Here is a 20,182-nt window from a genome sequence, read left to right on the forward strand (position 1 = left end):
GCCCACCCTACGGTCCGTGCAAACAATAAAAAAACGGCATCCCCGATTCAGGCGGAGATGCCGCTTTTTCTCAAAGATGAGGCATCAAGCCGTCTGCTTCTCGTCGCGCAGCTCGCGGCGCAGGATCTTGCCGACGTTGGTCTTCGGCAGCGTGTCGCGGAACTCGATGTGGCGCGGGCGCTTGTAGCCGGTCAGTTCGTCCTTGCAGAAGTGCAGCAGGTCTTCGGCGGTCAGCTTCGGGTCCTTCTTGACCACGTAGAGTTTCACGGCTTCGCCCGAGTGCTTGTCCGGCACGCCGACGCAGGCCACTTCCAGCACGCCCGGATGCGAGGCGACCACGTTCTCGACTTCGTTCGGGTAGACGTTGAAGCCCGAGACGATGATCATGTCCTTCTTGCGGTCGACGATGCGGGTGTAGCCCTTCTCGTCCATGATGCCGATGTCGCCGGTTTTGAGGAAGCCATCGGCGGTCATGACTTTCGCGGTCTCGTCGTCGCGCTTCCAGTAGCCCGCCATCACCTGCGGGCCGCGCACGGCGATCTCGCCGGACTGGCCGAACGGGACCGGGTTGTTCGCCTCATCGAGGATCAGCACTTCGGTCGACGGCAGCGGCAGGCCGATGGTGCCGGTGAAATCGCTGATGTCGCAGCGGTTGGCGGTGACCACCGGCGAGGTCTCGGACAGGCCGTAACCTTCGACGATCGGGGTGCCGGTAAGCTTCAGCCATTTGTCGGCCACGGCCTGCTGCACGGCCATGCCGCCGCCCGGGCAGACCAGGTAAGTGGAGTGGTCCAGGCTGGCGAAGGCCGGCTGGTTGACCAGGCCGTTGTACAGGGTGTTCACGGCCGGGAAGACGTTGATCTTGTACTTGCCCAGTTCCTTGATGAAGCCGTCCATGTCGCGCGGGTTCGGGATCAGGACATTCATCGCGCCCAGGCGCATGCCCAGCAGCGCGCAGACGGTCAGCGCATAGATGTGGTACAGCGGCAGCGCGCACATGAATTCGAGCTGCTTGCCGGCCGGGGCGTTCGACAGCGACGGACCGAACCAGGCTTCGTTCTGCAGCACGTTGGCCAGCACGTTCTTGTGCAGCAGCACGGCGCCCTTCGAGACGCCCGTGGTGCCGCCGGTGTACTGCAGGAAGGCGATGTCGTCGTGGCCCAGCTTGACCGGCTTGAACGTCAGGCGCGCACCCTCGGCCAGCATCTTTTTAAAACCGGTGTGGCCGGGCAACGACCAGGCCGGCACCATCTTCTTGACGTTGCGCACGACGAAGTTGACGATCGCGCCCTTCACGCCGCCCAGCAAATCGCCCATGGTGCCGACCACGACGTGCTTGACCGGGGTATTGGCGATCACCTGCTCGACGGTGTGGGCGAAGTTCTCCAGCACCACCAGCACCTCGGCGCCCGCGTCGTTGAGCTGGTGCTGCAGTTCGCGCGGGGTGTAGAGCGGATTGACGTTGACGATGGTGTAGCCGCCGCGCAGGGCGGCCGCCATCGCGACCGGGTATTGCAGGACGTTCGGCAGCATGATCGCCACGCGCGCGCCCGGCTGCAGGCCGCGGCTTTGCAGCCAGGCCGCCATCTGCTGCGACATGCGGTCCAGGTCGCCGTAGGTGATGACCTTGTCCATGCAGGCGAAGGCCTTCTGGTCAGCGTACTTGCGGAAGGACTCTTCCAGCAAATGGGTCAGGGAGCGGTACTGCGTCGGGTCGATCTCCGCCGGCACGCCTGCCTGGTACGACTTGAGCCAAAACTTGTCCATCTGATGCCTCGCCTTCTAAACTTGGTGTGTTCAATTAAACGCAAAGCCGCCCGGATCACGGGCGGCTTTGCCGGCCGAACTCGCGCCTAAGAGCCTGCGAAAAATCCTCCATGGCTGCGTTGCATCGTCTCGCCGTACCCTCGTACTGTCTTCGACGACGCGTCGGATGGCCGCAACCCTTGCCCTAAAGTCTTTTTCACACCCTCTGGTTCTACATCAGGCTGCCTGCTTCTGCTTCTCTTGCTGCTCGTCGCGCAGGGCCCGGCGCAGAATCTTGCCGACATTGGTCTTCGGCAGTTCGTCGCGGAATTCGATGTACTTCGGTTTCTTGTAGCCGGTGAACTGCGTCTTGCAGTAGTCCATCAGCACCTGTTCGCTCAGGTTCGGGTCCTTGCGCACCACGAACACCTTCACTGCTTCGCCGGAATGCTCGTCCGGCACGCCCACAACCGCGCATTCGAGCACGCCCGGGTGGCTGGCGATCACGCCTTCCAGTTCGTTCGGGTAGACGTTAAAGCCCGACACCAGGATCATGTCCTTCTTGCGGTCGACGATCTTCACGTAGCCGCGCTCGTCCATGATGCCGACGTCGCCCGACCGGAAGAAGCCGTCGGCGGTCATCACCTTGGCGGTCTCGTCCGGACGGTTCCAGTAGCCGGCCATCACCTGCGGACCACGGATGCCAATCTCGCCGGTCTGGCCGACCGGCAGCACATTGCCGTCGTCGTCCAGGATCGCGATGTCGGTCGACGGCACCGGCAGGCCGATGGTGCCGGTGAAGCCCTGCTCATCGGCACGGTTGCAGGTGGCCACCGGCGAAGTTTCCGACAGGCCATAACCCTCAATGATACTCTTGCCAGTTGCTTGTTTCCACTTGTCATTAACCGCCTGTTGCACAGCCATGCCGCCGCCATTCGCGGTCTTCAGGCTGGAAAAATCGAGGCTGGCGAAATCCGGGTGGTTGACCAGTGCGTTGTACAGCGTGTTCACGGCCGGCAGCATGGTGATCTTGTACTTGCCCAGTTCCTTGATGAAGCCCGGGATGTCGCGCGGGTTCGGGATCAGGATGTTCAGGCCGCCGACGCGCATGCCCCACATCGCGCAGGCCGTCAGCGCGAAGATGTGGTACAGCGGCAGCGCGCAGACAATGGTCGGGAACTCGACCACCGGCGGCTGGGTCAGCGCCGGTTGCGCCCATGCCTCGGTCTGCAGCACGTTGGCGATGATGTTGCGATGGGTCAGCGTGGCGCCCTTCGAGACGCCGGTGGTACCGCCGGTGTACTGCAGGAAGGCGATGTCGGAGGAGGTCAGCTCGGGCGCCGTGAACGGCATCTTCGCGCCCTGGGCCAGCGCATCCTTGAAGCGCACCATGTTCGGCAGCGCGAAGTCCGGCACCATCTTCTTGACGTTGCGAACCACGAAATTGACCAGCATGCCCTTGGCGCCGCCGAGCAGCTCGCCCATGCTGGCGACCACGATGTGGCGCACCGGGGTGTTCTTGTAGACCTGTTCGAGCGTGTGCGCGAAGTTCTCGAGCACGATGATCGCTTCGCTACCCGAGTCCTTCAGCTGGTGCTCGAGTTCGCGCGGGGTGTAGAGGGGATTGACGTTGACGACGGTGTAGCCGGCGCGCAGGATCGCGGCGATCGCGATCGGGTACTGCAGGACGTTGGGCATCATCACCGCAACGCGGGCGCCCTTGGCCATGCCGCGGCTTTGCAGCCAGGCAGCCAGCTTCTTCGAGCAGGCGTCGAGTTCGGCGTAGGTCAGGAACTTGTCCATGCAAACATACGCATTGTTGTGTGCGTACTTCTGGAAGGACTCTTCCAGCATGTGGACGAGAGATCGGTATTGATCCGGGTTGATTTCAGCTGGCACGCCAGCCGGATATGACTTCAGCCAAATTTTGTCCATCAGATGCCCCTGTCTCCAATAGTATCGTTGTCGTTAGGTTCACATTGTCAAATAATATTTGCAAACCGAACGTGCGTGCTTATGCCTTTGCTATTGCCGCATATGATGCTATCGGGCAGCGCGCTTGCGCGCAAGCGCTTTTGCCTTAATTGGAACAGGGACTCTACGCGGCGTGTTACGGCATGGCGCTGGTGCTGCGCTGCACCATAACCGGCGCACTCGGCGCAGTGACGTCAAGCACCTTCAGCGCCGCCATCCGATCCGACTTGTCGAGCTTGGCCATCCTGTTGACCTGGCGATAAAAATGACGGAAATCCTTCTCCTTTCGCAGCAGCGCGCGGAAGGCCGGCACGTAGTCGTTGTAGGTCGCGATCGAGGCCAGGTGGGCGTTCGACAGCGGCTCGGCGAAGAAGCGGTCGTAACCGGCATAGCCGCCCCAGTTCGCCTTCAGGACTTGGTACTCGTCCTTCAGCGCCAGGAACAAGCGCGCCTTGGCGATGCGCTTGTCCTCGTCGCCGACCGGCGACGCGTAGGTGCGCTCGAGTTCGCGGCGGTACTTCAGCAGCAGGTTCAGGAAATCCTTGCGCCGCGTGGAGTAGCGTTCATAGGCTTCGCGCATGGCAGGGTTGCCGAACTTCTCCAGCCACATCTCGACGCCGGCCTCTTCCACCGCGCTGGCGAAGGACTCGTTGAAGCGCGAGTCGCCCGGCACATAGACCACCTGGTGCGCCAGCTCGTGGAAGATCAGGCGCGCCAGTTCCGCGTCCGGATAGTTGATGAAGGTGGAAATCAGCGGGTCGCTGAACCAGCCGAGGGTCGAGTAGGCGCTCACGCCGCCGACCTCGACGTCGCGTCCCTGGGCGCGCAATTCGTTCGCGTAGGCCTGGGCGTCGTCCTTGTTGTAGTAGCCGCGGTAGTTCACGCAGCCGGCCACCGGGAAGCACCATTGCAGGGGTTTCAGGGACAGTTCGGGCGTGGCGACCACGTTCCACAACACGTACTTGCGCTTCAGGTCGGCGTAGTTTTTATAACTGCCGTTGTCCGGCAGGCCCATCTTCTGGACCGCGAACAGGCGGATCTGGCGCGCCGTTTCGAGGCGGTGGCGCAGCGAGGTGTTGGTGTTGGGATCGGCCAACCAGTCGTCGATCGGCCTTGCATCGGAGAGGAGTTCAAGCTGGCCTTGCGCCGCCTGGGTGTAGTAATTCAGAGTAGAACAACTGGCAAGCATTCCGGCGGCCGCGCCTGCGATCAGCGCGTGCCGGAAGAATCGGGGAAGTCTAGAGCGTAGTTTCATGTCCGTGCGGAGGCGCGGCCTTTTCGACCTGCACCAGGGTGTCGTAGAAAGTGGGCGCCCTGCCCATGTCGGTCAGGCGCTGGCTGGTAACTTCATTGGCGTTCTTGCCGTCGCTGGCCAGCTTCTTCCACCAGATCGACAAGCCCACCACGAGGCCCGGTCGCGCTTTTTCGGTCACGCGCGCCTTGGCAACGAAAGAGCCGCGGTCGTTGAAAATACGTGCCATGTCACCGTGGGCGATACCGCGCGGAGCGGCATCATTCGGGTGGATGTCGAGGTGCGGCTCGCCCTCAGTTGCACGCAAGCTCTGTACATTGACAAAGGTTGAGTTCAGGAAGTTCCGTGCCGGCGGAGAAATCATCGCCAGCGGATATTTCTTCGCAAGCGTCGGGTTCGACGCCACGGATTCATACGGTGCGATATAGGCCGGCAGTGGATCGAGTCCGTCGGCCGCCATCGCGCTCGAATAAAACTCGCATTTGCCGGACGGGGTCGGGAAGCCGCCCTCGGCGAACGGCGCGTCCGGCATGTTCAGCTTTTGCCATCCTTTGCGCTTGAGCGACTCCCAGTCGAAGTGGATCGCCCGCTCGTGGGTCTTGTCGAACGCCTGGGCCGCCAGCTGCTCGTCGGACTCCTGGAAACAGGGGTCATCGAAACCCATGCGCGCGGCCAGCAGGCGGAAGATTTCCGTGTTCGGCCTGGCTTCGCCCAGCGGCGCGATCGCGGCGTTATTCGCCAGCATGTATAGGTGACCATAGGCCAAGTGGGCGTCGACGTGCTCGAGCTGGGTCGTGGCCGGCAGCAGGATGTCGGCATAGTCGGCGCTGTCGGTGCGGAAGTGTTCCAGCACGACCGTGAACAGGTCTTCGCGTTCGAAGCCCTGCTGCACCTTGCGCGAGTCCGGCGCGATCGCCAGCGGGTTGGCGTTGTAGACGATCACGGCCTCCACTTTCGGGCCGAATTCCGGCGAGGCATCCTTCAGCAGGTCGTCGCCGATGGTGGTCATGTTGATGGTGCGCGGCTTGCGACCGGCCAGCAGGTCGGGACGCTGCAGGCCCACGCGGTTGGCCGGGAAGGAGCCCGAGGTCGACAGCTGGATGCCGCCGGCCGCGTGGCGCCAGGCGCCGACCAGGGCCGGCAGGCAGCTCATGTTACGCACGGCCATGCCGCCGCCCTTTGCCCGCTGCACGCCGTAGTTGCAGCGGATCGCCACCGGCTCGCCGCGCTTCGCGGTTTCGCCGTACAGGCGCGCCAGGTCCACGACTTCCTGGGCCGTGATGCCGCAGGTCTCGGCGGTGCGCTCGGGCGTCCATTCCAGCGCGCGTTCCTTCAGCTCCTCGAAGCCCAGCGTGTAATCGGCGATGTACTCGTGGTCGAGCAGGTCTTCCTTGATGAGCACATGCATCAGGCCCAGCGCCAGCGCGGCGTCGGTGCCCGGCAGGAGGGCGATGTGCTGGTGGCACTTCTCGGCCGTCAGCGAGCGGTAGGGATCGATCGCGATCAGTTTCGCGCCGCGGCGCTTGGCTTCCTGGGCGCGCATCCAGAAATGCAGGTTCGAGGCGATCGGGTTGCCGCCCCAGATGATGATGACCCTGGCGTCCTGGAACTGCTCCATGTCGGTGCCGATCGAGCCGCCGATGGTGTACTTGTAGCCGGTGAAGCCGGCGGTGGCGCAGATGGTGCGGTCGAGCAGCGAGGCGCCCAGCTTGTTGAAGAAGCGCATGGCCATGGCCTCGCCCTGCACCAGGCCCATGGTGCCGCAATAGCTGTACGGCAGGATGGCCTGCGGATTACGAGAAGCGATCTCGCCGAGTCGCGACGCGATCTCGTCGAACGCTTCGTCCCAGCTGATCTGTTCGAACTTTCCTTCACCCTTCTTCCCAACGCGGCGCATCGGGTGCAGCAGGCGGTCCGGCGAATAGGTGCGCTCGACGTAGCGCGACACCTTGGTGCACAGCACGCCGGCGGTGGTCGGATGCTCCGGGTCGCCGCGCACTTCGGTCGCCACGCCATCCTCGACGGTGACGAGCAGGGCGCAGGTATCGGGGCAATCGTGGGGGCAGGCGGCGCGGACTTGGGTGATGCTCATTCTGAATCAGTTCCAGGAAAAAAACGTCGAGAAACCAATACTTTATCCGATTCCGGCTGGCTTCGTTGCGGACCGGCCCGGCGGCTTCCGGCCGGGCTGGATTTCACATGGTGACAAGGGCTACAATAGTTCCGACACTTGCATTGATTGCATGCTGCTAGGGAGAACAAGATGAGACTGGTAGAACCTATCCTCGCTTTCCAGACCGAACTGGAGCAAATCCGGCGCGACATTCACGCCCATCCGGAGCTGTGCTACGAAGAACAGCGCACGTCCGACGTGGTTGCCGCGCGCCTGACCGAATGGGGCATTCCCGTGGTGCGCGGACTCGGCGTGACCGGCGTCGTCGGCATCATCAGGAACGGCACCTCGAACCGCGCGATCGGCCTGCGCGCCGACATGGACGCACTGCCCATGCAGGAGCTCAACACATTTGACCATGCGTCGCGCCACCCCGGCAAGATGCATGCATGCGGCCACGACGGTCATACCGCGATGCTGTTGGGCGCAGCCCACTATTTGTCGCGTCACCGCAACTTCGACGGGACCGTGTACCTGATTTTCCAACCCGCCGAGGAAGGCGGCGCCGGCGCGCGCAAGATGATCGAGGACGGCCTGTTCGAGCAGTTCCCGATGGACGCCGTGTACGGCATGCACAACTGGCCGGGCCTGCCCGCCGGGACCTTCGGCGTGATCCCGGGTCCGATGATGGCTTCCAGTAACGAGTTCCGCGTCGTCGTGAAAGGGAAAGGGGCGCATGCCGCCCAGCCGCACCGCGGCATCGACCCGGTGATGGTGGCGGTGCAGATCGCCCAGAGCTGGCAGACGATCATTTCGCGTGAAAAGAATCCGCTGGAGACGGCGGTGCTGTCGATCACGCAAATCCACGCCGGCAGCGCCACCAACGTGATTCCCGACGAGGCGGTCCTCATCGGCACCGTGCGCACCTTCTCGACCGAGGTGCTCGACCTGATCGAACGGCGCATGGAGGAGATTGCCAAAGGCGTGGCGGCCGGTTTCAACGCCAGCGTCGACTTCGGCTTCAAGCGCAATTATCCGCCGCTGATCAATCATCCCGGGCAGACCGCCTTCGCGGTCGAGGCAATGCGCGCGGTGGTCGGCGAGCAGAACGTCAACACCGCGGTCGAGCCGACCATGGGCGCCGAGGATTTCGCCTTCATGCTACAGGCCAAGCCGGGCTGCTATGTCTTCATCGGCAACGGCGACGGCGAGCACCGCGCCGGCGGCCACGGTTTGGGGCCTTGCCAGCTGCACAATGGGTCGTATGATTTCAACGATCAGTTGCTGCCGATCGGGGCCAGCTTCTGGGCGCGGCTGGTGGAGATGAGTTTGCCGGTGGCGTAATTTGCCGCGCCGGTTTCAATCATTTCGCCGCTTTTCAACCGGTGAGACCGCGTGGGCACAGGTGCCCACCCTACGATTCGCCGCTTTTGTAGGGTGGGCTCTCGAGCCCACGCTGTCGTCCCTATGCGCACCCTGAAGTCTCTCTCGCTGGCGCCGGCCGTGTAACGCGAACCATTCATCGCTCTGCGCTAATGACTGCGGCTGGCTTCGCCGCATTGCAACCGGTGAGACGGCGTGGGCTCAAGAGCCCACCCTACGATTCGCCGCCTTTGTAGGGTGGGCTCTCGAGCCCATGCGGTCGTACCGAGGCGCACCCGACAATATCCTTCATCCGCTCCCGGTGCGTAACATGAACGATTCATCACGCCATGCCACTCACGGCAAGCGATCCTCCCCCTCCCCCAGCCTGATGCCCGGATTGATCCGCTCCAGCGCCAGCAGCGCCGCGGAATGGTCGGCTCCGCCCAGCTCGGCCTCGATCGCCTCGTAGCTGCGTGTCGCCGCCGAGGTCAGCGGCAGCGCCAGTCCGGCCTCGGCTGCTGCTGCCAGGACGTTGCGCATGTCCTTCAGCTGGCTCTTCACCTGCCCGCCGGGCACGAAATTCCGGTCCAGCATGCGCTGCCCGTGCAGCTCGAGGATGCGGCTGCCCGCGAAACCGCCGCGGATCGCCTCGCGCACTGCAGCGGGGTCGGCGCCGGCGGCCTGGGCCAGCAGCAGGGCCTCGGCCACGACATTGATCGTCGCGCCCACGATCAGCTGGTTGCACAACTTCGCCACCTGCCCACTGCCGGCCGGCCCGACCAGCCGCGCACTGCCCAGCACGGCGAACAGCGGCAGGGCGAATTCGAAATCGCGCAAGCTGCCGCCGGCCATGATCGCCAGCGTACCGCCTTGCGCCCCCGGCACGCCGCCCGAGACCGGCGCGTCGAGAAAGCGCATGCCCTGCGCTTCCAGGCGCGCGTGGAAGGCCAGGGCCTCGTCGTGACGGGTCGAGCTCATGTCGATCCAGAGCGTTCCCGGCGCCATCGCCGGCAGCGCCGCGGTGATCGTTTCGTCGACCGCCGGTCCGGCTTCCAGCATCGAAACGACAATCGCGGCGCCTCGCACCGCCTGCTCAACCGAATCGCAGGCGAGCGCGCCATGCTCGGCAATCGTGCGCGCCTTGGCCGTGGTACGGTTCCATGCATGCAGCGCAAAGCCGGCGTCGGCCAGGCGGGCGGCCATGGGTTGTCCCATCAGGCCGATACCCAGGAATGCGATCGTTAAATGATTCATGCGGCTCCTTGACAATTTTTCAGGGGGCTGGCGACGCGCTTTTGTTCGTGCCAGTACAATATTCAGCATTCGCCAGCGTGGACTGGCGCATATTCATGAAAGCAATTATGGTCTCTATCAAAAAAATCGGCAGCGCCCTCGCAGTGCTTGCCCTGATGAGCGCCGGCCAGGCATTCGCGGCAGACAATGGCTGGGTCGACTCGGTCAGCTTCGAAGCCGGCACCGGCTCCAAGGTACGCATGGGCCGCGTTGCCATCCAGTCGAACTGGGACAAACAGTGGTTCGCCTCGAACGGCCGCCACCTGGGCGGTTACTGGGACCTGTCCGCCGCCTACTGGCGCGGCTCGGCCTACCGGAACGTGCCGGGGCAGCACCAGAACATCGGCGTGATCGGCGTCACCCCGGTCCTGCGCTACCAGCGCGACGACAAGCTCGGCTGGTACGTCGAAGGCGGCATCGGCGCCAACCTGATGTCAGAACTGTACAACAATTCCGACAACCGCCTGTCGACCGCCTTCCAGTTCGGCGACCACGTCGGCGTCGGCTACGTCACCCGCGACAAGTGGGACTTCGGCCTGAAGATCCAGCACTACTCGAACGCCAGCATCAAGAAGCCCAACAGCGGCGTCAACTTCCTGGTGGCCCAGGCCCGCTACCAGTTCTGAGCGGCTGGAGGCCCAAGTTCTGTTCAGGAACGCCCGGTTGAAATCGGCGTTTCCTGATTTATGTGACAATTCGGCAAAGCGCACGCACCCGCTGCGCCGGACCGGATGAGGGCCGATTGGATAGTTCCACCGTCAAGAAATACCTGCCGTGGCTTGTCGCTACTGCCCTGTTCATGGAGCAGCTCGACGCCACGGTTGTCAACACCGCCATTCCGAGCATCGCGGCCAGCCTCGGGGTTACCCCGCTGAGCCTGAAGTCGGTCGTCACCAGCTACATCCTGGGCCTGGCCGTCGGCATTCCCGTGAGCGGCTGGATGGCCGACCGCTTCGGCACGCGCCGCGTCTTCCTCATTGCCATCGGCATCTTCACCCTGTCGTCGGTCCTCTGCGGCCTGTCGGTCAATGCCGAGATGATGACCTTCGCCCGCCTGCTGCAGGGCCTGGGCGGGGCGATGATGATGCCGGTCGGGCGCCTGGCCATCGTGCGCACCTTCCCCAAGTCCGAACTGCTGGGGGCGATGAACTTCGTCATCATTCCCGCGCTCATCGGCCCCCTGCTGGGCCCGACCGTCGGCGGCCTGATGGTGCACTGGACGTCCTGGCGCGCCATCTTCTTCATCAACGTGCCCTTCGGGCTGATCGCGATGTACCTGGTGTACCGGCACATGCCGGATTACCACGGCGACGAGCGCCGTCCGCTCGACGTGCCGGGGCTGATCCTGTTCAGCACCGGCACCGCGATCCTGTCCTGGCTGCTGGAAGTCTTCGGCGAACATACCCTCAACGGCACGAGCATGGCGCTGCTGCTGGCGCTGTCGCTGGCCCTGCTCGCCGGCTATGCCTGGCACGCCAGCCGCATCAGGTTTCCGCTGCTGCGCCTGACGCTGTTGAAAGTGCGCACCTTCCGGATTTCCGTGGTTGGCGGCTTCGTGACGCGCCTGGGCGTCGGCGGCCTGCCCTTCCTGCTGCCGCTGCTCTACCAGCTGGGCCTGGGCCTGCCGGCCTGGCAATCGGGTCTCCTGATGATGCCCTCGGCCGCCGCGGCAATGGGAATGAAACTGATCGCACCGAAAGTGCTGGCGCGCTTCGGCTACCGCCAGGTGCTGGTGGCCAATACCCTGTGCATCGGCGTCACCATCTTCCTCTTCGGCCTGGTCGGGCCCGGCACCCCGCTGGCGGCCATCGTCTGCATCAGCCTGATGCAGGGCTTCTTCAATTCGCTGCAGTTCTCCAGCATGAACACGCTGGCCTATGCCGACATCGACACCAGGGATTCGAGCATGGCCAGCACGATCTCCAGCTCCTTCCAGCAGTTGTCGATGAGCTTTGGCCTGGCGGCCGGCTCCCTGGTGACCGCCTGGTTCCTCGGCCGCGTGCCGCAGACCAACCAGGTGCTGGTGACCGGCGCGCTGCACCACGCCTTCGATTTCCTGGCGGCCTTGACCGTTCTGTCGGCGGTGATCTTCTGGCGCCTGCGCCGCGAGGACGGCGACAGCATCAGCCGCGGACGGGAGAAGGCGGCCGAGGCCGAGCCGGTGGCCCAGCAAGCCTGAAGGCTTGCCGGGGCCGGCGGGCCTTTCTCACTCCCTGCTGACCAGCGTGGCCAGCACGCGCTCGCGGTTGTTCATCACGAAGTTCACGAACACAGGCTCCTTCACCGCCAGGCGCAGCAGGCCGGGCAGCAACGGATAGCAGAAGGTGGCGACCTTGCGCACCGCTTCGTCGTTCTGCAGCGCGGCGCGCGCGGCAGTGTCGCTACCACCCAGCAAGGGCCGGATCGCAGTTTCGTGCTTGCCGACGATGGTTTTCACGGGCCCCAGGAGCTTATCGCTCAGTTCAGTTGCGTTCTGCATCACATCCTCCATGGTGAAGTCACCTCGCCATCATGGTGGCCCCGACCTCCTCGGATAATGACAAGGAGCAACTTATTTTGAGAGGCGCATTTTAAGAAACGGTTCCATCAAAGCATGAACAATATGTCACCATAGAATGGCTGGCGTGCGTTGCTCACCGCTTGAAAAGAAGGAACCAATCATGCATACCCGTCTTGCCCTGCTTGAACTCGCAGCGCGCCACCGGCTCGATGCGGCGACATTTGCAAGCTTGCGGCGCCTGGCCGGCCTCGATCGCAAGCCAGCCGTCTCCCTGGAGCTGGTTCGGCGTGCTCTGGCGTATATCGCTGCGCTCCTGGGTGGTCTGGGACTGATTTTCTTTGTCGCCGCGAACTGGAATTCTCTTGGACGTGCCGGGCAATTTGCTTTGCTCCAGGGTTTCACGGCGCTGACCTGTGCGGGGGCGGCGCGACTCGCTCGTGCGCGTGCACCGCTTAGCCTGCTGGGTTTGCTCTCGATTGGCGGCTTGTTCGCCTACTTCGGCCAGACTTACCAGACCGGGGCCGACGCCTGGCAGTTGTTTGCCTTATGGACTGCCCTGGCGCTGCCGCTGGCGCTTGGCGCCCGGTCGGACGTGGTCTGGGCCGCCTGGGTCATCGTGGCGTCGACGGCCATCGCCACCTGGAGTTGGTCGCGGGGTTATCGGTTCCATAGCGAGCCGATCACCGCACTGCTGGCTGCCGGACTAGCCTGCCTGATGAGCAGGCCGCTCCAGCGCTTCAGCGGGGCCGGCCCCGTCAGCTTCAACCTGGCGGTCGTGCTTGCCACGGCGTGGCTGGCGGCCTCTCCCTTCGCCATCCTTCCCCTTCTGATACTGCTGGCCGCCTGTTTCCTGCTGGCGCAGCGCTCCTTTTTTGATGTCGTCGCGCTGAGCACTGTCGCGCTTGGCCTGATCTTTGTCGTGCTCAGCAAGGTGGGCATGAGCCTGTGGTCCGCTTCCTCGGAAATCGGGGCGGTTTTGCTGCTGACCCTGCTCGCCCTGGCGGCACTGGCCGGCGCCGTGCGTGGCATTCTTTTCCTGAACCACAGCTATCGCCAACAGGGAGAAGCGCCATGAGCAAACGAATGAACAGCGTTCTTCAGGAAGCTGTTGCGCAAGGCTTGATCTCGAGTGCCGTCGCGACATCGCAGAACGCGGGCCGCCCCTGGGCAGTCGTGGTCATGACGGCAGTTGCTGCCTGGTTTGCCGCGATACCGCTCTGCATACTCGTCGTGCTCGTACTACTGTCGGGCTCGACGCAGAACGATGGGGCGTTCGTCGCCATGGGAGTCCTGGTGCTCGCTACCGCCCTCACCATGCTTTACCTGGCCGGCAAGTCCCTGTTTGTCGAGCAGTTGGGCGTTGCCAGTCTCATCGTCGGCACGGCCCTGATTGGTTTTGGAAGCTTCGACAGCAAGAGTATTCAGTCGAGCCTGGGCGTGATGGCGTTGCTGACGATATTGCTGGCAGCAGGGGTGCCGCAAAGCTGGCTGCGCGCACTGCTTGCCGCCAGCTTCGTCAGTCTGCTGACCCTGTCGGTCTCCTACCGTGATTTCTATTTCACACTGACGGCACTGCCTGCCGAACATGTCCTGAACTTGATCGCGTTTGCCTGGATCGGCGGACTTGCCATCCTGCGACAAATCGAACACAGGCCTGAAAACGCCAGAATCGCCGGCGCGATGGAATCGATACTCGCCGGCGTGGGCGCAATGACGGTGCTCCTGCTGGCCTTGTGCTCCGGGAAGACCTTCCTGTTGAACGCAGGCCCCCTGTCCAATGCCCTGCCTTTCCAGACCAGTACTGCCGTCGGCGCAACTGCCGCTTCCCTTGTTTCCGTGGCATGCGCGTTGCTGGGTGCTGCCTGGGTGATGCGCCAATGGCCGGCCCTGCGCAGCCTCTGGTTCGCGGCGGTGGCGCTGACGGCTGCCTGCCTGTGCTGGTTTTCGGTCGCGCTCGGTGCGGTGCTGCTGGTCTGCGCGGTTTGCGCGGCGAACGGGCGCAGGAACCTCGCAGTGCTGGCCGCGGCTTCAGCCCTGTGGATCGTCGGCGCCTTCTACTATCAGCTGGCCTGGCCCTTGGGCACGAAGGCGGTAGTGCTCGCAGCCTGCGGCGCCATGCTTGGGGCCATCGCACGCTTCGGGATGCCGGTGGAGGTCCCGGCGGCGGCGCCCCACCCCGCCCCCGTTACCGATCCGCGTTGGCGGCGCCTGCTCATTGGCGGCGCGGGCATGGCCGTGCTCCTCGTGGCGAATGCGGCCATCTGGGAAAAGGAAGAGTTGATCCGCCAGGGTGCCCCCGTGTTTGTCGAACTGGCGCCGGTGGACCCGCGCTCGTTGATGCAGGGTGACTACATGGAATTGAATTATGCGTTTCCGTTGGCGGTCGATCGCTCGGCTGACGATGGCGCGAACCTTGTCGTGCGGCGGGCGCCGAACGGCATTGTGACGCTGCTGCGCATCCACAAAGGTGAGACGCTGGCAGCAGACGAAATGCTCATCGAACTGGTGCGAAAAAAGGGGCACCTGACGATTGCCAGCGACGCCTGGTATTTCGCCGAGGGTGAGGCGGAACGCTGGAGTCGCGCCAGATACGGCGAATTCCGCATCGACGCCGAGGGCAAGGCGCTGCTGGTCGGCTTACGCGGCCCTAAGCTGGAGAAGCTCTAGCATGCAGTAACGCGGGCCAGGATTTGTCGTGTCACGGCCCGCGCTGCTGATGAAATGTTCGCGTACCGTCGCGCTCATCCCTCACAAGAGCGAATCAGGTGCGCTCCCCCAGGCAAACGCCCGAACGGCCACTTCCGAGCGGCACGGGCGCACCGGGTTTGCCGACATGGTAATAAAGCGAAACGATCTGCCAGCCTTCCTCGCTCTGGTAGAGCTGAATACTGTTCACGCCGACGAAATCGGCCTTTGCCGCCTTGGGATCGGTGCGGCTTTCGACCACGCTGTAGACGGTGGCGAAGCGATCGTGCCGCTTCACTTCGCGCGCGACTTCGCATTCGTGGAAGCCGGTCGGGCGCGCCTGGCGCATGCGGGCAAGAAAATCGCTGCCCTTGTCGACCGACAGCGTGGGCGTGTCGCCACGGTAGCGTGCGCCGATCACCACGCTATCCGGGTGGAACAGCCGGCTCAGCGCGCCGGTGTCGGCCGCCACGCCCGGCGGATGGCTGAGACCACGCCACAATGCCGCAGACGCCGCCTCCGGCGTGGCCGCCGCCCAGGCGCTGTTTGCCGCCAGTGCGGCGAACGACAACAACACGAAACGCTTCACGCTGCCTCCTCGGAAAAGCGCCGAGTATAGCAAGCCTGGCAAGCCCCTCAGGCGGCTTCGTCGACGGTATCGCTCTCTTCGAGCAGCGGGCGCAGGCGCCGCAGCGGTTGCCACTGCAGGACCAGAACGAGGGCCAGCACGATGGCGCAGGCGATCCAGGTCGACCACAGCGTATGGGTCAGGAAGTGAGCGCCGCGCAATTGCTGCATCCAGCCGACCGCACCGCCGAAGGCCAGTGCCGCCGCCGCGACGCGCCCCGCCATGCGGGTACGCAGCGGCAGCCAGTAGACGCACAGGGACACCAGCCACAAGGCGCTCGACGCATGTCCCGCCGGCAGGCAGTGGCCGGGCGGCACGCCGAACGGCAGGGCGTCGAACAGGCGCAGGTAGGGCTCGGTGCCGCCGTAGCGGGCCAGGTCCCAGGGACAATGCGCGATGCTGGTCTGCTTCAGCGCGCTGATCACGAGCGGCACCAGCAGCGCCGACAGCGCGACCACGCGCAGGCGCAGGCGCGCCAGCAGATTGTGCGGCTCATGCGTGTCGCGCATTCTGCGCGCGCGCCAGGCGTCGAGCAGGGCCGCCAGGATGACGCCGGCTGCGGCCGCGCTCAGCAGGCCCTTCAGGATCACATGATTGAAGGTGTCGGTCAGCCAGGCATGCCGCCAGGGAAAGGCGTGTATGCCCGGATCGTAGAGGGCGTCGGCCAGCATCAGGTCGATGTCGGTGCAGCGGCCCAGCCAGACGATGAAGCCGGCAGTAACGAGCAGCACGGCGGCGACGCGCCAGGCCTGCCGCGCCCCGATCAGGACCGGCGCGGCCCGTGTTGGAAGCGCGCGCATCAGTTGCTCCGCATGCAGGAATGGAACAGGTCGAGCTTGGGATTGAGCACGGCGGTGTTCACGTCGAGCAGGCCCAGCACCGAATGGAACACGTTGTCGTGCGACAGCGGCTGTGCGCGGCGCGCCATCAGGCAGTTGCGGTCGATACGGAAGCGCTCGCTGAAGTGGTCCGACATCCACAGCATCATCGGTACCCTGGTCTGTTCGGCCGGCGCGAACATGTAGGGCGCGCCGTGCAGGTAGAGGTTGTTTTCGCCGAGCGACTCGCCGTGATCCGAGAAATACAGCATCGCCGTATCGACGCCTTCGTTTGCCGCGGTGGCGCGCAGCAAATCGATCGTCTTGCTGAGGAAATAATCGGTGTACAGGATCGTGTTGTCGTAGGCGGCGACGATGGAATCGGGCGAACACTTCTCGAACTCGTTCGAATCGCACACCGGGCTAAAGCGGCCGAAGCCCTTCGGGTAGCGCTTGGCATAGGCCGGACCGTGGCTGCCCTTCTGGTGCAGCACGATGACGAGGTCCTTGCTGCTGTTCCGGATCAATTCGGGCAAGCCATCAAGCAGGCGTTCATCGTGGCATTCGCCGCCTTCGCAGAAGCGGCTGTTGGTTCCCGCCTTCGACAGGTCCTCGTAGGCGACACGGGCGCACACGCCCTTGCAGCCGGAATTATTGTCGCGCCACAAAACACTGAAGCCGGCATGGGACAACACGTCGAGCAAGCCTTCCTGGCTGCTGGCCTTGGCCTCGGAATAATTCTCGCGTCCAAACGCCGAGAAGACGCAGGGAACCGAGACGGCGGTCGCCGTACCGCAGGACGATACGTTGGAAAAATTGATCAGCCCCTCCTGGCGTGCCAGCAGCGGGTTGGTGTCGCGCCGGTAGCCGTTGAGCGAAAAATTCATGGCGCGCGCGGTCTCGCCGACCACGATCACGGTCACCGTGCGGCGCGTCTGGCCGTGCCAGGCCGCGCCCTTCATGGCGTCGCGCCCCAGCGGCGCCACCACGACCGGCGTGCTCCACTTGCTGCGCAGGTAGCTATGCATGGCCTGGATGGTATTGGTCGGCGTCAGCAGCAGGCGCAGTTCGCGGTGCTCGCGCAGGGCCGGCGCCAGGCTTTTAAAGAAAATCATCAGGAGCAGGCCGGCCAGCAGCAGCGAGCCGCCGGCGATCCCCGCCCTGGCGAGCAGGCCGCGCACGCCTTGCGGAAAATGGACCCGGGCGCGCGCGATGAAGTACGAAGGCAGCAGCCCGAGCACGCTGACCGTCAGCACGAGGTTCCAGCTGAACAGTTCCGCCGCCTCGCTGACGTCGGTTTCGAACACGTTCTGGATCATCGCGCGGTCGATCACGATGCCGTAGGCGGCGATGAAGTAGCTGGCGGCCGAGGCGGTCAGCACGAGCAGGATCAGCACCGGCTTGGCGACGTAGCGGAAACTCGCCAGCGTCAGGCAGGCGTTGAAGAACAGGACCACGATGAGGAAGGCGCCGATCAGCAGCGGCAGGCGCGCGAGCGACAGGCCGCCCGCGGCGGCGGTCAGGGTCGACCAGAATTTGATGTTGCTGGCGGTGGCGAGCAAGGTCGCGACCGCCAGGGTAAGGAGGGGTGCGCTGATGCGCCGTGCGAAGAACTTGTCCAAACTCGTATCCGTGAGAACCGGATGGCCGGGATCGGCCACCAGTGTTCAAGGATAGGAAACACGGCGTCAGGCGCTGGTCAGCGCGGCGTTAAGATTGCGTGAAATCGCGCGGAAAAACGATGGTGAAGCGGCTGCCGCCGCCGGCGCGGTCCTCGTGCAGGAGCGTGGCGCCGAGGTATTCGCAGATGCGGTACACGAGCGACAAGCCGAGTCCGGTGCCCGCGGAGCCCGTCGAAGGCACGCCGTTCGGCGCGGCGCCCGGCTGGCGCAGGGTGGCGCGCACGGCAGGCGGCAGGCCCGGTCCGGTGTCCTCGACGATCACGCGGCGCTCGCCCAGCGTCACGCTGACTTCGCCCTGCTCGGTGTACTGGCAGGCATTGCGCACCAGGTTCCCGATCGCCGCGGCGCACAGCTCGCCTGGCGCCTGCACGGCGAACGGCGGGCCGTCCTGGTAATGCAGCGCGACCGGCTTGTGCGCGACCAGGGCGCGGTAGCGCTCGGCCTCGCGCGCGGCGATCGCATCGACCTGGACCGGCGGCAAGCGGCCGAGCTCGGGCGCACGCGCGAGCAGCAGCAGGACCGTCACGCACTCGGCGGCCTCGTGCGCCGCGCGGTAGATGCGTTCGGCCGGCGCGCGCGTGGCCTCGCTGCCGGCATTCGTCATCAGGATCTCGGCGGCGCCCATGATCACGGTGAGCGGGCTGCGCAGCTCATGGCTGACGTCGCCCGTAAAAAAGCGTTCGCGGTCGAGAAAGGCGCGCAGTTCGGCCGTATGCGCCTGCAGGGCGCGCGCGAGAATGCCGAGTTCGTCGGCGCGCCCGGTGAGCGGCAGCGCCGCCTGGCCCTGCGTGACGGCATCGGCCAGTTCGCTGATCGGGTTGACGATGCGCTTGGCCAGGAAGCGGCCCAGCAGCGCGGCCAGCAAGACAATGCCGAGAAGTGCCGCGGCGAACATCGAATACACGACCAGCTCGACCTTCTCGTAGTCGCTTTCGTGGTCGACCATCACATACGGCCCGGCCGCGTCGGCGCCGGTCAGCACATGCAGCCCGACGCCGTCGACGTCGACCTCGGACACGCCCCGGGGCAGGTTGCGCAGCGACTGTGGAATGTCGCTGCCGCGATGGAAGCGCAGGCCGGCCGGCATCTCGGTGGGCAGACCGGCCGCCTCGCGCGGCGACGCCCAGCGCGCCGCTTCGGCGAGCCGGTTGTCGACCAGGTGCACCTCGATGCCCTCGACCGCGAGGGCCGCGACGCCGGCAATGAACAGCGACAGTACGACGCCGAACGAGACCAGGGCGACGACGATGCGCCGGTGCAGGGATTCAGACGGCAGCATCGGGCAGCACGAGACGGTAACCGACGCCGGCGACAGTGCGCAGCATGGCGTGGTCGAAAGGTTTGTCGATGGCCTGGCGCAACGCGTGGATGTGGGTGCGCAGCGCGTCGCTGTCGGGACGGTCCTCGCCCCAGAGCGCATGCTCGAGCGTTTCGCGCGGCACGATGCGCGGCGCCGCCGACATCAGGGCGCGCAAGAGCGTGTAGCCGGTCTTGGTCAATGCGATCCGTACGCCCTGGCGCGTCGCCTCCTGGGTATCGGGATCGAATTCCAGGTCGCCGAAGCGCAGCTTGTGGCTGACGGCCTGCATGCCCTCCGAGCGCCGCACCAGGGCCTTCAGGCGGATGTCGAGCTCGACCAGGGAGAAGGGTTTGACCAGGTAGTCGTCGGCGCCGCTGTCGAAACCGGCTACCTTGTCGCTCAGGCTATCGCGCGCGGTCAGCATCAGCACCGGCGTGCGGATAGCCAAATCCCCGCGCAGCTTCTGGCACAGCTCGATACCGTTCAGCCCGGGCAGGCCGATGTCGAGCACGATCACGTCGTAGTCGTTTTCCGAGGCCAGTGCCAGCCCCGCATAACCATTGCGCGCGGAGTCGAGCACATGGCCTTTCGGCTCCAGGAAGCCATACAGGTTGGCGAGGATATCGGGATGGTCTTCGACGATGAGGATACGCATGGGCTTATTGTACGGCTTGCGTTCGCAGGCTGCTGAACCGCCCTTCGGCCACACCCTGGTTTTCTAGGATGGGCTCTCGAGCCCACGCGGTCTCACCGGCCGATATGTCTGCGGCTTGAAGCCATGTAGGGTGGGCGCGGCCGGCGTAGGCACCTGTGTCCACGCTGTCTC

16 protein-coding genes are annotated in these 20,182 nt (G+C 64.7%); 5 read left to right on the top strand and 11 right to left on the bottom strand.

The annotated features are described in order from the left end of the window. Positions 1-84: 84 nt before the first annotated feature. The 4 genes from ACSUZJ_RS23610 to ACSUZJ_RS23625 all read right to left on the bottom strand — a co-directional run bounded on the left by ACSUZJ_RS23610 (position 85) and on the right by ACSUZJ_RS23625 (position 7,064). Positions 85-1,767 (bottom strand): long-chain-fatty-acid--CoA ligase, encoded by a 1,683-nt coding sequence (locus tag ACSUZJ_RS23610; protein ID WP_499412099.1) that lies wholly within the window; start codon positions 1,765-1,767, stop codon positions 85-87. A gap of 216 nt (positions 1,768-1,983) precedes the next feature. After that, positions 1,984-3,681 carry a long-chain fatty acid--CoA ligase gene (locus tag ACSUZJ_RS23615; RefSeq protein WP_499412100.1) on the bottom strand — a complete coding sequence of 566 codons (1,698 nt, stop codon included), beginning with the start codon at positions 3,679-3,681 and terminating at the stop codon, positions 1,984-1,986. Between the two features lie 175 nt (positions 3,682-3,856). Further along, complete coding sequence (locus ACSUZJ_RS23620) at positions 3,857-4,909, bottom strand: aminopeptidase (RefSeq protein ID WP_499412102.1); 1,053 nt, start codon at positions 4,907-4,909, stop codon at positions 3,857-3,859. A 49-nt stretch (positions 4,910-4,958) separates the two neighbouring features. Beyond that, a complete protein-coding gene (locus ACSUZJ_RS23625; protein ID WP_499412103.1) occupies positions 4,959-7,064 on the bottom strand; it encodes a molybdopterin-containing oxidoreductase family protein in 2,106 nt (701 codons plus the stop codon). 171 nt (positions 7,065-7,235) lie between these two features. Here ACSUZJ_RS23625 and ACSUZJ_RS23630 point away from each other — a divergent pair, with 171 nt between their 5' ends. Then, the gene (locus ACSUZJ_RS23630) at positions 7,236-8,429 is read left to right on the top strand and encodes a M20 aminoacylase family protein (RefSeq protein WP_499412104.1); all 1,194 of its coding nucleotides are present in this window, start codon (positions 7,236-7,238) and stop codon (positions 8,427-8,429) included. 375 nt (positions 8,430-8,804) lie between these two features. On the opposite strand, the gene ACSUZJ_RS23635 is transcribed toward ACSUZJ_RS23630, so the two are convergent. Next, positions 8,805-9,704: an NAD(P)-dependent oxidoreductase gene (locus tag ACSUZJ_RS23635; RefSeq protein ID WP_499412106.1), complete on the bottom strand. Its 900-nt coding sequence runs from the start codon at positions 9,702-9,704 to the stop codon at positions 8,805-8,807. A 107-nt stretch (positions 9,705-9,811) separates the two neighbouring features. On the opposite strand from ACSUZJ_RS23635, the gene ACSUZJ_RS23640 reads away from it, so the two are divergent. Together ACSUZJ_RS23640 and ACSUZJ_RS23645 are read left to right on the top strand one after the other, a co-directional pair. Beyond that, a complete protein-coding gene (locus ACSUZJ_RS23640; protein ID WP_499412107.1) occupies positions 9,812-10,369 on the top strand; it encodes an acyloxyacyl hydrolase in 558 nt (185 codons plus the stop codon). 173 nt (positions 10,370-10,542) lie between these two features. Next, complete coding sequence (locus tag ACSUZJ_RS23645) at positions 10,543-11,922, top strand: DHA2 family efflux MFS transporter permease subunit (RefSeq protein WP_499416653.1); 1,380 nt, start codon at positions 10,543-10,545, stop codon at positions 11,920-11,922. 27 nt (positions 11,923-11,949) lie between these two features. Here the strand turns inward: ACSUZJ_RS23645 and ACSUZJ_RS23650 are convergent, their stop codons facing one another. Beyond that, complete coding sequence (locus ACSUZJ_RS23650) at positions 11,950-12,222, bottom strand: hypothetical protein (RefSeq protein WP_499412109.1); 273 nt, start codon at positions 12,220-12,222, stop codon at positions 11,950-11,952. Between the two features lie 181 nt (positions 12,223-12,403). On the opposite strand from ACSUZJ_RS23650, the gene ACSUZJ_RS23655 reads away from it, so the two are divergent. Both ACSUZJ_RS23655 and ACSUZJ_RS23660 read left to right on the top strand, forming a co-directional pair. Continuing rightward, positions 12,404-13,318, top strand: coding sequence for a DUF2157 domain-containing protein (locus tag ACSUZJ_RS23655; protein ID WP_499412110.1), 915 nt, complete (start codon positions 12,404-12,406; stop codon positions 13,316-13,318). Further along, entirely contained in the window at positions 13,315-14,910 is a 1,596-nt protein-coding gene (locus ACSUZJ_RS23660) for a GDYXXLXY domain-containing protein (RefSeq protein WP_499412111.1), read from the top strand. Before ACSUZJ_RS23655 ends, ACSUZJ_RS23660 begins: the two co-directional genes overlap by 4 nt. Before the next feature lie 94 nt (positions 14,911-15,004). Here the strand turns inward: ACSUZJ_RS23660 and ACSUZJ_RS23665 are convergent, their stop codons facing one another. From ACSUZJ_RS23665 to ACSUZJ_RS23685, 5 genes are all read right to left on the bottom strand, one after another. Then, positions 15,005-15,517, bottom strand: a complete 513-nt coding sequence (locus ACSUZJ_RS23665) for a hypothetical protein (RefSeq protein WP_499412113.1) — start codon at positions 15,515-15,517, stop codon at positions 15,005-15,007. A gap of 47 nt (positions 15,518-15,564) precedes the next feature. After that, positions 15,565-16,356 (bottom strand): phosphatase PAP2 family protein, encoded by a 792-nt coding sequence (locus ACSUZJ_RS23670; RefSeq protein ID WP_499412114.1) that lies wholly within the window; start codon positions 16,354-16,356, stop codon positions 15,565-15,567. Beyond that, positions 16,356-17,996 (bottom strand): phosphoethanolamine transferase, encoded by a 1,641-nt coding sequence (locus ACSUZJ_RS23675; protein WP_499412115.1) that lies wholly within the window; start codon positions 17,994-17,996, stop codon positions 16,356-16,358. Before ACSUZJ_RS23675 ends, ACSUZJ_RS23670 begins: the two co-directional genes overlap by 1 nt. An 88-nt stretch (positions 17,997-18,084) precedes the next feature. Beyond that, positions 18,085-19,335 carry a sensor histidine kinase gene (locus ACSUZJ_RS23680; RefSeq protein ID WP_499412117.1) on the bottom strand — a complete coding sequence of 417 codons (1,251 nt, stop codon included), beginning with the start codon at positions 19,333-19,335 and terminating at the stop codon, positions 18,085-18,087. After that, on the bottom strand, positions 19,322-20,011 hold the full coding sequence (locus tag ACSUZJ_RS23685; protein ID WP_499412118.1) for a response regulator transcription factor: 690 nt from the start codon (positions 20,009-20,011) through the stop codon (positions 19,322-19,324). The genes ACSUZJ_RS23680 and ACSUZJ_RS23685 overlap by 14 nt, the downstream gene beginning before the upstream one ends. Positions 20,012-20,182: the final 171 nt, after the last annotated feature.

This window comes from Telluria sp. B2 (genome assembly GCF_051789535.1).
Lineage (GTDB): Bacteria > Pseudomonadota > Gammaproteobacteria > Burkholderiales > Burkholderiaceae_D > Telluria.